The following is a 14,507-nucleotide window of genomic DNA, read 5'->3' as shown; positions in this document are numbered from 1 at the left end:
ACAGTGGAGACTTTGATCGGACTGCTCGTCGCGGCGCCACTGCTGGGCGCGGCGGTGCTGCTGTGCGGCGGCCGGAGGCTGGACCGCACCGGCCACTGGATCGGCACGGCGCTGGCCGCCGCGTCCTTCGTCCTCGGCGCGGTGCTCTTCGCCGACATGCTCGGCCGCGAGGCCGAGGACCGCACCCTGAGCCAGCACGTCTTCAGCTGGATCCCGGTCGGCGGCTTCCAGGCCGACGTCGCCTTCCAACTCGACCAGCTGTCGATGACCTTCGTCCTGCTGATCACCGGCGTGGGCACGCTCATCCACGTCTACTCGATCGGCTACATGGAGCACGACGAGCGGCGGCGCCGCTTCTTCGGCTACCTCAACCTGTTCCTCGCGGCGATGCTCCTGCTCGTCCTCGCCGACAACTACCTGCTGCTGTACGCCGGGTGGGAGGGCGTGGGCCTCGCCTCGTACCTGCTGATCGGTTTCTGGCAGCACAAGCCCAGCGCGGCGACGGCGGCGAAGAAGGCGTTCATCGTCAACCGCGTCGGCGACATCGGCCTGTCCATCGCCATCATGATCATGTTCACCACGTTCGGCACCTTCGCCTTCTCCCCGGTGCTGGAGTCGGTGGGCGGGACGAGCGAGGGAACGGCGACGGCCATCGGCCTGATGCTGCTGCTGGCGGCCTGCGGCAAGTCCGCCCAGGTGCCGCTCCAGTCCTGGCTGGGCGACGCGATGGAGGGCCCGACCCCGGTCTCCGCCCTCATCCACGCCGCGACGATGGTCACCGCCGGCGTCTACCTGATCGTCCGCTCCGGCGCGATCTTCGACGCCGCGCCCGCCGCGCAGACCGCGGTGGTCACCGTCGGCGCGGTCACGCTGCTGTTCGGTGCGATCGTCGGTTGCGCCAAGGACGACATCAAGAAGGCCCTGGCGGGCTCGACGATGTCGCAGATCGGCTACATGGTGCTGGCCGCGGGCCTCGGCCCGATCGGCTACGCCTTCGCGATCATGCACCTGGTCACCCACGGCTTCTTCAAGGCCGGGCTCTTCCTCGGGGCCGGCTCGGTGATGCACGGCATGAACGACGAGGTGGACATGCGCCGCTACGGCGGTCTGCGCAAGTACATGCCGATCACCTTCGCCACCTTCGGACTGGGCTACCTGGCGATCATCGGCTTCCCCGGGCTGTCCGGCTTCTTCTCCAAGGACAAGATCATCGAGGCGGCCTTCGCCAAGGGCGGTGCCGAGGGCTGGATCCTGGGCGGCGCGGCCCTGCTGGGCGCGGCCATCACCGCGTTCTACATGACGCGCGTGATGCTGATGACGTTCTTCGGCGAGGAGCGCTGGCGCAACGCGCCCACCCCGTCGCCGAAGGAGCCGAGCGTGGAGCCGGCGGCCGAGACCGGGGGCGAGTACGAGGTGCCGCACCCGCACGAGTCCCCGAAGTCGATGACGGTCCCGATGATCGTCCTGGCCTTCGGGTCGGTCTTCGCCGGCGGTCTGTTCAGCTGGGGCGAGGCGTTCGTCCACTGGCTGGAACCGGTCGTCCCCTTCGAGCACGGGCACCCGCCGGTCAGCGCGCTCACCGTCACCGCGGCCACGGTCGTGGCCCTGCTCATCGGTGTCGGCGCCGCCTGGCTGCAGTACGGGCGCAAGCCCGTGCCCGCCCTCGCCCCGCGCGGCTCGCTGCTCACCCGGGCCGCGCGCCGCGACCTGCTCCAGGACGACTTCAACCACGTGGTACTGGTCAAGCCGGGCGAGTACCTCACCCGCGGGCTGGTCTACCTCGACCACAAGGTCGTCGACGGTGCCGTCAACGGCACCGCCGCGGCGGTCGGCGGCCTGTCCGGCCGGTCGCGGCGGATCCAGAACGGTTACGCCCGCAGTTACGCGGTCTCGATGCTCGGCGGTGCGGCGGTCCTGGTCGCCGCGACCCTGCTGATGAGGGCGGTCTGATCCCATGTCATTTCCCCTGCTGACGGCGGTGGCCGCGCTGCCCGCGATCGGCGCGGTCGCCACCGCCGCCGTACCCGCCGCCCGGCGCACCGCCGCCAAGTGGCTGGCGCTGGCCGTATCCCTGGCCACCCTGGTCCTCGCCGCGGTCGTGGCCTTCCGCTTCGACCCCGGCGGCGACCGCTACCAACTGACCGAGTCGCACACGTGGATCGCCGACTTCGGCGTCCGCTACGAACTGGGCGTGGACGGCATCGGGGTCGCCCTGATCGCCCTGACCGCCCTGCTGATCCCGTTCGTCGTCCTGGCGGGCTGGCACGACGCCGACCCCGTGGAAGAGACGACGCCCAACCGGCGCTGGCGGCCCACCCAGGGCTTCTTCGCGCTGATCCTGGCCGTCGAGGCGATGGTGATCATCTCCTTCGCGGCCACGGACGTCTTCCTCTTCTACGTCTTCTTCGAGGCCATGCTCATCCCGATGTACTTCCTCATCGGGGGCTTCGGGGACCGGGCGGGCGCCCGCGACGAGGGCGAGGCGGCCAAGCAGCGCTCCTACGCGGCCGTGAAGTTCCTGCTCTACAACCTCGCCGGTGGCCTGATCATGCTGGCCGCGGTGATCGGCCTGTACGCCGTCACCGCCGACCAGCTGGGTGAGGGCACCTTCTCCCTCCAGGCGATCATCGAGGCCCGCCAGTCCGGCGAGCTGGCGATGGCGGAGGGCACCGAGCGGCTGCTGTTCCTCGGCTTCTTCCTCGCCTTCGCGGTCAAGGCGCCGCTGTGGCCGCTGCACACCTGGCTGCCCAACGCCATGGGCGAGTCCACCGCGCCGGTCGCCGTACTCATCACCGCCGTCGTCGACAAGGTCGGCACCTTCGCGATGCTCCGCTTCTGCCTCGGGCTCTTCCCCGAGGCCAGCGCCTGGGCCACCCCGGTTGTGCTGGTGCTTGCGCTGGTCAGCATCGTCTACGGCGCCCTGCTCGCCATCGGGCAGCGCGACATCAAGCGGCTGATCGCCTACGCGTCGATCTCCCACTTCGGCTTCATCATCCTGGGCATCTTCGCGATGACCAGCCAGGGCCAGGGCGGCGCGACGCTCTACATGGTCAACCACGGGATCTCCACCGCCGCCCTGATGCTGGTCGCCGGCTTCCTGATCTCGCGCCGCGGCTCCCGGCTCATCGCCGACTACGGCGGGGTCCAGAAGGTCGCCCCGGTGCTGGCCGGCACCTTCCTGATCGGCGGACTCGCCACCCTGTCGCTGCCGGGGCTCGCGCCGTTCGTCAGCGAGTTCCTGGTGCTGGTGGGCACGTTCACCCGTTACCCGGCCGCCGGGATCGTCGCCACGTTCGGCATCGTCCTGGCCGCGCTGTACGTGCTGGTGCTCTACCAGCGCACCATGACCGGGCCGGTCAGGCCCGAGGTCGAGCGCATGCCCGACCTGAGGAAGCGCGAACTGGCGGTGGTGGCACCGCTGATCGCTCTGCTGATCCTCCTCGGCGTCTTCCCCAAGCCGCTGACGGACATCGTCAACCCGGCGGTCGAGCACACCCTCTCGGACGTGCAGAAGACCGACCCCGATCCTGAGGTGGAGGCCGCCAAGTGAGCACCACCACGGAACTCACCCTGCGGGCGCAGGAGATCATCCCCGCGCCCGACATCGAGTACGGGCAGCTCGCCCCGGTGCTGATCGTCATCGGCGCCGCCGTCGTCGGCGTCCTGTTCGAGGCGTTCCTGCCGCGCCGGGCGCGGTACGCCGCCCAGGCGCTGCTGGCGGGCCTGGCCCTGGCGTCGGCCTTCGCGGCCGTCGTCGGACTGGCCGCGGCCGGGAGGGCCACCACCGAGGCGGGGCTGGTCGCCATGGGCGCCCTCGCCGTCGACGGACCGGCGCTCTTCCTGCAGGGTGTGATCCTGCTGGTCTCGCTGGTCGCGGTGCTCACCTTCGCCGAGCGCAGGCTCGACCCGCGGGCGCACGGCAGGCACGTGGACTCCTTCGCCGCCGAGGGCGCGGCCGTGCCCGGCGGCGAGGGCGAGAAGGCGGCGGTGCGGGCCGGGTTCACCACCACCGAGGTCTACCCGCTGCTGCTCTTCGCGGTCGGCGGCATGCTGGTCTTCCCGGCCGCCAACGACCTGCTGACGCTCTTCATCGCGCTGGAGGTCTTCTCGCTGCCGCTGTACGTGCTGTGCGCGCTGGCCCGCCGCAAGAGGCTGATGTCGCAGGAGGCCGCGCTCAAGTACTTCCTGCTGGGTGCCTTCTCCTCCGCCTTCCTGCTCTTCGGCGTCGCCCTGCTGTACGGCTACGCGGGCAGTGTGAAGTACGCGGAGATCGCGTCGGTGGTCGCGGACACCAACCGCGGCACGACCGAGGCGCTCGCCGGGACGACGGGCAACGACGTACTGCTGCTCATCGGCGGTGCGCTGCTGGTGATGGGCCTGCTGTTCAAGGTCGGCGCCGTTCCGTTCCACATGTGGACGCCGGACGTCTACCAGGGCGCCCCGACCCCCGTGACCGGCTTCATGGCCGCCGCCACCAAGGTCGCCGCCTTCGGCGCCCTGCTGCGGCTGCTGTACGTCGTGCTGCCGGGGCTCACCTGGGACTGGCGGCCGGTGATGTGGGGTGTGGCGATCGTGTCGATGCTGGTCGGCGCGGTCATCGCCATCACCCAGACCGACGTCAAGCGGCTGCTGGCGTACTCCTCGATCGCGCACGCGGGCTTCATCCTCGCCGGTGTGATCGCGGCGACGCCCTCCGGTATCTCGTCGGTGCTGTTCTACCTGGCGGCCTACTCCTTCGTCACGCTCGGTGCCTTCGCCGTGGTGACGCTGGTGCGGGACGCGGGCGGCGAGGCCACGCACCTGTCCAAGTGGGCCGGTCTGGGGCGCCGTTCACCGCTGGTGGCCGCGGTCTTCGCGGTCTTCCTGCTGGCCTTCGCGGGTATTCCGCTGACCTCCGGGTTCGCGGGCAAGTTCGCGGTGTTCAAGGCGGCGGCGGAGGGCGGAGCGGGGGCGCTGGTGGTCGTGGGTGTGATCGCCTCGGCCATCGCGGCGTTCTTCTACATCCGCGTCATCGTCCTGATGTTCTTCAGCGAGCCGAAGGTGGAGGGGCCGTCGGTCGCGGTGCCGAGCCCGCTCACCAGCACGGCGATCGCCGTCGGTGTGGCGGTCACACTGGTGCTGGGCGTGGCCCCGCAGTACTTCCTGGACCTCGCCTCCCAGGCGGGGGTGTTCGCCCGCTGAGGACGCGCGTACGGCGACGGCCGCCCGGCATCCGTGCCGGGCGGCCGTCGCCGTATGTGTGCGCCGGGGGCGCCTCGCGGTCCGGAGTCCGCCGCGGGGGCGCGCGGAGCCGCGCTCATCGATCGCGTCGCTCGCGCTTCCCGGGCGTGCTCCCCGGTCGAGCTCACTCGGTGGGGAGCTCCAGATCGCCGGGCAGGCCGCTGGGCAGGTCGCCGATCTCGGGGATCTCGGTGGACACCTCGGGGACCTCGACCTTGGTGAAGGTGTCGGTGGTGCCCGACTCCCAGGCCACGGTGAGGCTCTCGCCCTTCACGCTCTTCACCGTGCCCTTGGAGCGGTCGGTGCTGCCGTCGGTGCACTTGAGGGCGAAGGTGACCGGATCGGCGTCGGCGTCCGCCGTGCCCGTGCAGGTGGTCTCGCCCAGCAGCGCCGCCTGGTCGCCGCTGACGCTCAGCACCATCGCCCTGCCACCGCCCTCGGCACTCCAGGTGCCGTTCACCCCGCCGGTAGCCGCCTCGTCGCCGGAGCCGCCGGTGGGCTCGGCGGTCTGCTCTGCGCTCGGCTTCGGCTCGGGTTCCCCGGAGCCGCCGTCGCTTCCGCAGCCGCTCACCAGCAGGGCTGCGGCCAGGATGGCGGCCGCTCCCGCATAACGTGCTGATGTGCGCACGTGGTCCCCCTCCATGCGTATCACTGCGTATTGCAAGGACACGCCAAGCTAGCAGGTGGCACCGGCCGGCGAGCCGGTCCGGAAGGATCCCGGACCGGCGTGCGGAGCGGCGTGCGGACCGGAGGCCGATCCGCGGCGGTGGCCGGCGCGGTGTCAGGTGTTCCGGTCGGCGGCCGGGTGGATACGGCCGGACACCTCGCCCAGGCCGATGCGGGAACCGTTCGGGCCCGGCGCCCAGGCGGTGATGACGACCTCGTCGCCGTCCTCCAGGAACGTCCGCTTGCCGTCGGGGAGCTCGACCGGGTCGCGGCCGGACCAGGTCAGCTCCAGCAGGCAGCCGCGCTGGCGCACCTCCGGACCGCTGACGGTGCCGGAGGCGAAGAGGTCTCCGGTGCGCAGCGAGGCGCCGCCGACGGTCATGTGGGCGAGCTGCTGGGCGGCCGTCCAGTACATCGCGGAGAACGGCGGCTCGGTGATGGTGTGGCCGTTGAGGGAGACGGAGATCCGCAGATCCAGCCCGCCGGGCTCCCCGCCCGCGGAGTCCTCCAGGTAGTCCAGCAGCGGGTGGGTGCGCTGCGGCGGTTCGGTGCGGGCGGCGTCGAGGGCTTCCAGCGGGGTGACCCAGGCCGAGACGGAGGTCGCGAAGGACTTCCCCAGGAACGGGCCCAGCGGCACGTACTCCCAGGCCTGGATGTCACGTGCCGACCAGTCGTTGACCAGGCAGACGCCGAAGACGTGTTCCCGGAAGCCCGCCTGCGGCACCGGTTCGCCCAGCCGGGAGGGGGCGCCGACGACGAAGCCGACCTCCGCCTCGATGTCCAGGCGGCGGGACGGGCCGAAGGAGGGGGCGTCCTCGTCGGGGGCCTTGCGCTGCCCCTGCGGGCGGACGACGGGGGTCCCGGAGACCACGACGGTGCCGGAGCGGCCGTGGTAGCCGATCGGCAGGTGCTTCCAGTTGGGGGTGAGCGGTTCGCCGCCGGGACGGAAGATCCGCCCGACGTTGGTGGCGTGGTGCTCGCTGGCGTAGAAGTCGACGTAGTCGGCCACCTCGAAGGGCAGGTGGAGGGTGACGTCCTCGAGCCGGACCAGGTACTGCGTGACGGTGCCGGCGTGCTCGGGCGCGGTCAGCCAGGAACGCAGCTCGGCGCGCACCGCCTGCCAGACCGGGCGTCCCGCCGCCATCAGGGGGTTCAGATCCGGCCTCTGGAGCAGGCCGGTGTGGGGAGAGCCGAACGCGTCGGCAGCCGAGCCCGCGTCCAGGACGTACGGGCCGTAGCGCACGCCGATCCGGCGCAGGTCGGGGTCGTCCTCGGTGGTGAAGACGCCGTAGGGCAGGTTGTCCGGGCCGAAGGGATCGCCTTCGGGCAGTTCGAGCGGGGTCGCGTCGGACATGGGTGAGGTGCCTCGCCTTCGAGGTCGTCGCCGGTCAGGGCCGCGAACAGGCTACGCGGTGGTGATCCGCGGCAGAAGCGACCCGCTGCGGGGCGTGGGGAGGGCCGGGATGCGGCCTCCGTCACAGAGGCAACGCGGCGGCTGTGATCGTCCCGGGACCGGCTACGCTGCCAGGGATGATGATGGCGACAGCGGCCCGGCGGTACGGCGACACACCGTGAAGGCCGCGGTGAGCCGCGTGATCGTTGGCTGATCGTACGCAGACAGGAGTACCCCTCGTGACCGTCGTCGGGCCCTTCGGGCTGAGCGTGCGGGACCATGCGCTGGAAAACGATGTCCAGGCGGGGTTGGCGGCTGTCGAGGAGGGTCTCATCGAGGCCACCAAGAGCGGCGTGCCCTTCATAACGGAAGCCGCGCAGCATCTGGTGCGGGCCGGCGGGAAGCGTTTCCGCCCGCTGCTGGTGATGCTGGCGGCGCAGTTCGGCGATCCGCACGCCCCCGGGGTGGTGCCCTCGGCGGTGGTCGTGGAGCTGACTCATCTGGCGACGCTCTACCACGACGACGTGATGGACGAGGCGGACGTGCGGCGCGGAGTGCCCAGCGCCAACGCCCGCTGGGACAACTCCGTGGCCGTCCTCACCGGCGACTTCCTCTTCGCCCGGGCCTCGCACATCCTGGCCGATCTGGGCCCGGAGGCGGTCCGGATCCAGGCCGAGGCGTTCGAGCGGCTGGTGACCGGGCAGATCCTGGAGACGGCGGGACCGCAGGAGGGCGACGATCCGATCGCCCACTACCTCGACGTGATCGCGGGCAAGACCGGCTCGCTGATCGCGGTGGCCGGGCGCTTCGGCGCGACGATGTCGGGTGCGGACGAGAACGTCGTGGACATCCTCACCCAGTACGGGGAGCGGATCGGCACCGCCTTCCAGCTGGCCGACGACGTGCTCGACATCGCCAGCGACTCCCACGAGTCCGGCAAGACACCCGGCACGGACCTGCGGGAGGGCATCGCGACGCTGCCGGTCCTGCGTCTGCGTGCCCGTGCGGCCCAGGGCGGTTCGCCGGAGGACCTGGCCCTGTGCGCGCTGCTGGACGGCGATCTGAGCGACGACGCCCGGCACGCGGAGGCGCTGGCGGGATTCCGTGCCCACCCGGCGCTGGAGGAGGCGCGGCGCGACACGGTCCGCTGTGCGGACGAGGCCCGCAACGTTCTGACGCCCCTGCCGGACTGCGCGGCCAAGGAGGCCCTCTCCTATCTGTGCGACTCGGTGGTCCACCGCGCGGGCTGACCGCGCCGGAGTTCCCGTTCCCCCTGGCCCGGAAGGGTCCGTACGCCTTGAGAAGGGTGCGGCGGGCCGTGTGCGGTGCCGGCGGGACGAGATGGTGCCGGTGGTGTCATACCCCGGGAGTAGATCGGCTTGCTCCTGTCGTCTGACGCCCTGTCCGGAGCAATTTGGTGGGATTGACAGAGTCACCCCGCACCGGAATGGGTGAGAATGGCGGTCAGGGGTTGACGAGTGCGACGTACGGACGAACCGCCGCCGATCACGGAGGTAAGGGCACACATGGCACGGACCCGACCGATGAAGAAGGCGTTGCGTTACGCGGTGCCGGCCACCGTGGCCGGAGCGACGGTGGCGGCCGTCGGCCTCGTACCGGCACTGGCCAGTTCCGGCGGCAGCCCGGATCTGCCGAAGGTCACCGCCGAGGAACTGGTCGCGAAGATCGCGGCCTCGGACACCCAGCGGCTGTCCGGGACGGTGAGGATCACCACCGATCTCGGTCTGCCCGCCCTGCCCGGCATGGGCTCGGGCGGTTACGGCGGCGGCCGTGAGGAGGGCGCCGGGGACGCCGATCCGCGCGGCAGGCTCACCGAGCTTGCCTCCGGCTCCCACACCCTGCGGGTGGCGGTGGACGGACCGGACAGACAGCGTCTCTCGATCGTGGGGAAGAGCGCGGAGTACAGCCTCGTCCGCAACGGCGGCGACGTGTGGGCGTACGACAGCGCCACCGGCACCGTCCACCACACCGTCCTCCCGCGGGAGACCGAGCGGGGCGCCGGCCGGGAGGAGATCCCCGGAGGGTTGGAGAAGGCGACCCCGCAGAAGGCCGCCCAGGAGGTTCTCAAGGCCGTCGACGCCACCACCTCGGTCTCCGTCGACGGCACGGCGAAGGTCGCCGGTCAGGACGCCTACCAGCTGCTGATCGAGCCGAAGCAGGCGGACAGCACGGTCGGGTCGGTGCGGATCGCGGTGGACGCGGACAGCGGTGTGCCGCTGAAGTTCACCCTCACCCCCAAGGACGGTGGGAAGGCCGCGGTCGACGTGGGCTTCACCGAGGTGGACTTCGCCAAACCGGACGCCGACACCTTCGACTTCAAGCCGCCGGAGGGCGCGAAGATCACCGAGGAGAGGCTCGACGGCGCACGGAACGGCTCCGGCGAGGCACCGCACAAGGACGGCCGGGGAGGCGACGGCAAGGGCCGGGACGGTGCCGAGGGGCTGCCGTCCGGCCTGGAGGTCGTCGGTGAGGGCTGGGGCTCGGTCGCCCGCGTCGAACTGCCCGGCGGGGGCCCGGTGCCCGGCGCGGATGCCGCGCAGGAGGCGGCGCCCGAGGCGCGCAAGCTGCTCGACGGCTTCACCGAGGAGGTCAAGGGTGACTTCGGCACCGGCCGGTTCTTCGGCACCCGCCTCGTCAACGTCCTGATCACCGACGACGGCACCGTGTACGTCGGAGCCGTCACCCGTGAGGGCCTGGTCAAGGCGGCCGGCTCCGCCGGCGGAGCCGGGTAGCGCGCCCGCCGCCCGGCCCCGCGGCCCATCCGAGAGGTGGTACGGCGGGGCCGGTGCGGCACCGCCGCACAGCACCGTCCCCCCGGCCCCGGGGAGCACTATGCAGCCACCGCCCGCTCCGGACACGGTCGTCGAGCCCGCGGGCTCACCGAGCGGTACCGCGGCGGGCAGCTCGCCGCGCCGGCCGCCGGAGCCCTGCTCTTCCCCCTGGACGAGGTGATTCTGCTGTCCGGGACCACGGTCTCCCTCGCCGAAGGGACGCTGCGAGCGCTGGCCGTAGCGGTCGCCGTCGCCGCCTCACTGGTCGGTCTGGCGGCGCTGGGGCTGTTCGTCTCGACCCTGGCCAACAGTGGTATCGCCGCCATGGCCACCACCGTCGGCCTGCTGATCACCGTGCAGATCCTCGGTTCGATCCCACAGTTGGACGTGATCCACCCATACCTCTTCCCCCATCACCGGATGTCCTTCGCCGACCTTCTGCGCGACCCCGTCCACTGGGACGATCTGCTCGACAACCTCCGCCTCCAGGGGCTGTACGCGGCCGTCTTCGGCTCCGCAGCATGAGCTCGCTTCACCAGCCGGGACATCGCTGTCTGAGCGGTGCCCCGGTCGGCGGTCCAAGCGCCGCTCTCATGCCACACAGAACTCGTTGCCCTCGGGGTCCGCCATCACTGTCCACTCACCGCCCGGCTCCTTCACCCGCCGTGTGACCGCCGCGCCCAGGTCCTCCAGCCGGGCAACGGTCTCCTCGCGTCGCCCTGGACCCGAATGGACGTCGATGTGCAGGCGGTTCTTGACCGTCTTCGGCTCCGGGACGCGCTGGAAGAGCAGGCGCCGCCCCAACCCCGCGCCGCTTTCGGGGTCGGCCGGATCCTCCGGATGGCGCGCTGCGGCCAGGTCGCGCCAGGCACGGCGGCCATGGTGCTCGACCAGGATGTCCTCGCCCACGACACCGAGACCGAGCAGGCGCTCGATCAGGGCGTTGTTGTCCTCCACCCGGTAACCCAGGGCCGCGGCCCAGAAGTCGGCCTGCCGGTGCGGGTCCGCACAGTCGATCACCAGCTTCCAGCCCAGCACCTCCCGCACCCTGCCCGCCGAACCCGCCTCGCCTGCCGTGTCCGCCGTACCCGGTGCCTCCGTCATCGCCCCGCCTCCTGCCCGCCGGTCTTCCCTCTTGCCGGTAACCGGTTATATTGGTTACGTGACGGAGTTCGCAATGGGTCTGGTGCTGCACTCACCCGAAGGGGTGCCCTACCGCTTCGACCCGGGGTCCCTGTGCCTGGAGTTGCTGCCGACGGGCGGGTCCGGGAGTCACGCGCGCTGCGAGGTGCTGCACGAGCCGACGAACCTCGCGGTCTGGGCCGCCCGCTCCCGGCTGCGCCCCGCGCCCTCGATCGAGGTGACGGAGGCGGAACTGGCCGCCGCCAGGCAACTGCGCGCCGCGCTGTGGCGGATGGCGGTGGACCGGGCGCACGGCCGTACGCCGCGCCCGCAGGATGTGGCGGCGGTCAACGAGGCCGCGTCCTGTCCGCCGCTGCCGGTGCGGCTGCGGCAGGACGGCGGTCGGGGCTGGGTGAGGGAATGGGGGCCGGGGGCGACCGGTGCACAGTTGCTCTCGACCGTCGCGCGCGACGCCGTCGACCTGTTCGGCGGCCCGTACGCCCCCCGGATACGGGAGTGCGCGTCGGACGACTGCCGTCTGGTCTTCGTGGACACCTCGCGCCCCGGCCGCCGCCGCTGGTGCTCGATGGAGCGCTGCGGCAACCGCCACAAGGTCCGGGCGCTGCGCGCCCGCCGCGAGGAAGGGGAGTGAACCGAGGCTCGCGGCGGCCGTCCGCCCCGCCCCGCACGGACGGCCGCGCCCGCCGGCGCGATCGCGCCGGCGGGCGGTGGTGCTCGGCCCGGCTGGGCGGACTCGGGGTCCGGACAGGCCGGGAGGCGAGGACCGGGGGAGCCGGACGGCTCAGAAGGTGAGCTTCCAGCTGTCGATGTAGCCGGAGTCGTAGTTGTAGACGTCCTGGACGCGCAGCTTCCAGGTGCCGTTGGCCGCCTCCGAGGAGGCGTCGACGGTGTAGGTCTCCTGGACGTTGTCGCCCGAGTCCCAGCCGGAGTTCTTGAGCCGGTAGCTACTGCCGTCCGGTGCGATCAGGTCGATGACGAGATCACCGCGGTAGGTGTGGACGATGTCCACGTCCACCTTCAGCGTGCTGGGCGCGTTGCCGGAGAGGCCGGTGACGGAGATCGGTGACTCCACGGTGCCCGGGTCCGGGATCTGGTAGTCGCTCGTGTTCTCGAAGACGTCGCCGTCCGGCGGCGGGGTGGTGCCCGAACTCAGCGTCCACACCGCGTGGGCGGCGGCGTCGCTGTTGCGGTCCAGGGCGGTGTCGTTGATGTTGGCGGTCGTGTCGCAGGAGGAGTGGTAGCAGCGGTCGAAGGCCTGCCCGGCGGTGCCGCCCCACTTCTGCGCCTGGGCGCTGGTCTTGACGCGTCCGGCACCGGTGAACAGCCCGCCGACGGGGACGCCCGCGCTCTTGAACGGGGCGTGGTCGGACCGTCCGTCGCCCTCCGTCTCGATCTCGGTCGGGACGCCCTTGGCGGCGAACCAGTCCTTGAAGACCTTCTCGATGGCCGGGTCGTCGTCGTAGACGAAGTAGCCGGCGTTCGGCGAGCCGATCATGTCGAAGTTGAGGTAGCCGTCGATCTTCGACCGCTCGGTGGAGGAGAGGTTGTTGACGTAGTGCTTCGAGCCCACCAGCCCCAGTTCCTCGGCCCCCCACCAGGCGAACCGCAGGTGTTTGTCGGGCTGGTATCCCGCACGGGCCACGGCCAGGGCGGTCTCCAGGACGGCGGCGGAGCCGGAGCCGTTGTCATTGATACCGGCGCCGCTGCTGACCGAGTCCAGGTGCGCCCCGGACATGAGGACGGCGCCGGTGTCGCCGCCGGGCCAGTCGGCGATCAGGTTGTAGCCGGTGGTCCCGTTGTAGGTGAACTGCTGGAGGGTCGTGGTGTAGCCGGCGGCGTCCAGTTCGCCCTTGACGTAGTCGATCGACGCCTGGTAGCCGGGGCGGCCGTGGGCGCGGTTGCCGCCGTTGGCGTTCGCGATCGTCTGGAACTGCGAGAGGTGGGCCTTGACGTTGGTGAGCGGGATGTCCGGTGCCGCTGCGGCCGAGGCGGCCTCGGCCGTGGCCGGGGCGGTCGTCGCGGTGAGCAGTCCGGCGGCGAGCGCACCGGCGAGTCCGGCTCCGAGAACGGCGCGGCGAAAGGGGGATCTTCGGGGGAGCCGTCGTCCAGCGCGAGTGGGCATCATGCCTCCTGTGGGGATTGACGTGGGCATGATGTTGATAGGGTGCCGGTGCGCCGTCAAGGGCGGAATCCGGACATAAGTGTCCGAATATCGGACGATATCGCGCTGACGTGCCACCGGCCCGCAGTGCGCTGTGAAATGGCCGATTCCGGCCGCTCCCCCTTCGGAGGCCCTTCGGGGGTCAGCTCTTCGCGGTGTCCGACGGCGTACCGGCCACCGCCGGGCGGTCCGCCGGGAGACCGTCCTGCCCGGGCACCGCGTCTCCGGTCTTCCCGCCGCCCGCACGTGCGGACGATGCCGCCGCCGCGGCCGCCGCCCGCAGGCGTGCCCGCGAACGGCGCGCGGTGCGCAGGGCGTCCCAGGTGAGCAGGCACAGCGCGGTCCAGACGAGCAGGAAGCCGGCCCAGCGCTCGGGCGGCATCTCCTCGTCGAAGGCCAGCAGGCCCAGCAGGAACATCGAGGCGGGCGCCAGGTACTGCAGCAGGCCGATCGTGGACAGCGGCAGCCGTACGGCCGCCCCGCCGAAGAAGATCAGCGGCAGTGCGGTGGCCAGCCCGGCGAAGGAGAGCAGCAGCGCGTGCCCGGCGCCCTCGGTGGCGAAGGTGGCTTCGCCCCGCGAGCCCAGGAAGACCAGGAAGAAGACGGCGGGCAGGAACTGAACGGCCGTCTCGGCCCCGAAGCTCGCCACCCCGTCCAGCCGGACGCCCTTCTTGATCAGCCCGTAGAGCGCGAAGGTGACGGCCAGGACGAGCGAGAGCCAGGGCAGCCGGCCGTATGCGACGGTCATCACACCCACCGCCAGTGCCCCGATGCCGACGGCCACCCACTGGGCGGGCCGCAGCCGCTCGCGCAGCAGCAGGACGCCGAAGGCGATGGATATCAGCGGGTTGATGAAGTAGCCGAGCGACGCCTCGATGACCTTCCCGGTCCCCACCGCCCAGATGAACAGGCCCCAGTTGACCGAGATCAGTCCGGCGGCCAGGGCGATCAGTCCGAGCCTGCGGGGATCGCGCAGCAGCGGGCGCACCCACGCCCAGCGGCGCAGCGCGGCCAGGATGACCAGGGCGGTGGGCAGCGACCACATCATCCTGTGGGCCAGGACCTCGGTGGCGCCGGCGGGCTCCAGCAGTGCCCAGTACAGCGGTAGCAGACCCCACATCCCGTAGGCGGC

At 71.5% G+C, this 14,507-nt stretch carries 11 protein-coding genes and 1 pseudogene; 7 read left to right on the top strand and 5 right to left on the bottom strand.

The annotated features are described in order from the left end of the window. Positions 1-3: 3 nt before the first annotated feature. Genes nuoL through nuoN form a run of 3 tightly spaced genes read left to right on the top strand, consistent with a single transcriptional unit; the run spans position 4 to position 5,181 of the window. Positions 4-1,950 (top strand): NADH-quinone oxidoreductase subunit L, encoded by a 1,947-nt coding sequence (nuoL, locus tag ACGRHY_RS10830; protein WP_394635158.1) that lies wholly within the window; start codon positions 4-6, stop codon positions 1,948-1,950. A gap of 4 nt (positions 1,951-1,954) precedes the next feature. After that, positions 1,955-3,550, top strand: coding sequence for an NADH-quinone oxidoreductase subunit M (locus tag ACGRHY_RS10825; protein WP_394635157.1), 1,596 nt, complete (start codon positions 1,955-1,957; stop codon positions 3,548-3,550). Beyond that, a complete protein-coding gene (gene nuoN, locus ACGRHY_RS10820; protein ID WP_394635156.1) occupies positions 3,547-5,181 on the top strand; it encodes an NADH-quinone oxidoreductase subunit NuoN in 1,635 nt (544 codons plus the stop codon). Before ACGRHY_RS10825 ends, nuoN begins: the two co-directional genes overlap by 4 nt. 163 nt (positions 5,182-5,344) lie before the next feature. Here nuoN and ACGRHY_RS10815 read toward each other — a convergent pair whose 3' ends face one another. Then, complete coding sequence (locus tag ACGRHY_RS10815) at positions 5,345-5,848, bottom strand: hypothetical protein (RefSeq protein WP_394635155.1); 504 nt, start codon at positions 5,846-5,848, stop codon at positions 5,345-5,347. A gap of 153 nt (positions 5,849-6,001) precedes the next feature. Continuing rightward, positions 6,002-7,240: a fumarylacetoacetase gene (fahA, locus tag ACGRHY_RS10810; RefSeq protein ID WP_394635154.1), complete on the bottom strand. Its 1,239-nt coding sequence runs from the start codon at positions 7,238-7,240 to the stop codon at positions 6,002-6,004. Positions 7,241-7,518: 278 nt separating this feature from the next. Here fahA and ACGRHY_RS10805 point away from each other — a divergent pair, with 278 nt between their 5' ends. From ACGRHY_RS10805 to ACGRHY_RS10795, 3 genes and pseudogenes are all read left to right on the top strand, one after another. Continuing rightward, positions 7,519-8,529: a polyprenyl synthetase family protein gene (locus ACGRHY_RS10805; RefSeq protein WP_394635153.1), complete on the top strand. Its 1,011-nt coding sequence runs from the start codon at positions 7,519-7,521 to the stop codon at positions 8,527-8,529. A 276-nt stretch (positions 8,530-8,805) separates the two neighbouring features. Continuing rightward, complete coding sequence (locus ACGRHY_RS10800) at positions 8,806-10,032, top strand: LolA family protein (RefSeq protein ID WP_394635152.1); 1,227 nt, start codon at positions 8,806-8,808, stop codon at positions 10,030-10,032. 174 nt (positions 10,033-10,206) lie between these two features. Next, positions 10,207-10,596: pseudogene (locus ACGRHY_RS10795) on the top strand (ABC transporter permease); the annotation flags it as partial. A 66-nt stretch (positions 10,597-10,662) separates the two neighbouring features. On the opposite strand, the gene ACGRHY_RS10790 reads toward ACGRHY_RS10795, so the two are convergent. Continuing rightward, positions 10,663-11,175 (bottom strand): VOC family protein, encoded by a 513-nt coding sequence (locus ACGRHY_RS10790; protein ID WP_394635151.1) that lies wholly within the window; start codon positions 11,173-11,175, stop codon positions 10,663-10,665. 73 nt (positions 11,176-11,248) lie between these two features. Between ACGRHY_RS10790 and ACGRHY_RS10785 the strand changes: the two genes are divergently transcribed. After that, on the top strand, positions 11,249-11,845 hold the full coding sequence (locus ACGRHY_RS10785; RefSeq protein WP_394637993.1) for a CGNR zinc finger domain-containing protein: 597 nt from the start codon (positions 11,249-11,251) through the stop codon (positions 11,843-11,845). Between the two features lie 150 nt (positions 11,846-11,995). On the opposite strand, the gene ACGRHY_RS10780 is transcribed toward ACGRHY_RS10785, so the two are convergent. Next, positions 11,996-13,336 carry a M28 family metallopeptidase gene (locus ACGRHY_RS10780; protein ID WP_394637992.1) on the bottom strand — a complete coding sequence of 447 codons (1,341 nt, stop codon included), beginning with the start codon at positions 13,334-13,336 and terminating at the stop codon, positions 11,996-11,998. A 181-nt stretch (positions 13,337-13,517) separates the two neighbouring features. Next, positions 13,518-14,495: an EamA family transporter RarD gene (gene rarD / locus ACGRHY_RS10775; RefSeq protein WP_394637991.1), complete on the bottom strand. Its 978-nt coding sequence runs from the start codon at positions 14,493-14,495 to the stop codon at positions 13,518-13,520. Between the last annotated feature and the right edge of the window lie 12 nt (positions 14,496-14,507).

This window comes from Streptomyces shinuiensis (assembly GCF_043660855.1).
Taxonomy (GTDB): domain Bacteria; phylum Actinomycetota; class Actinomycetes; order Streptomycetales; family Streptomycetaceae; genus Streptomyces.
This window is presented reverse-complemented; position numbering and strand designations above follow the sequence as displayed.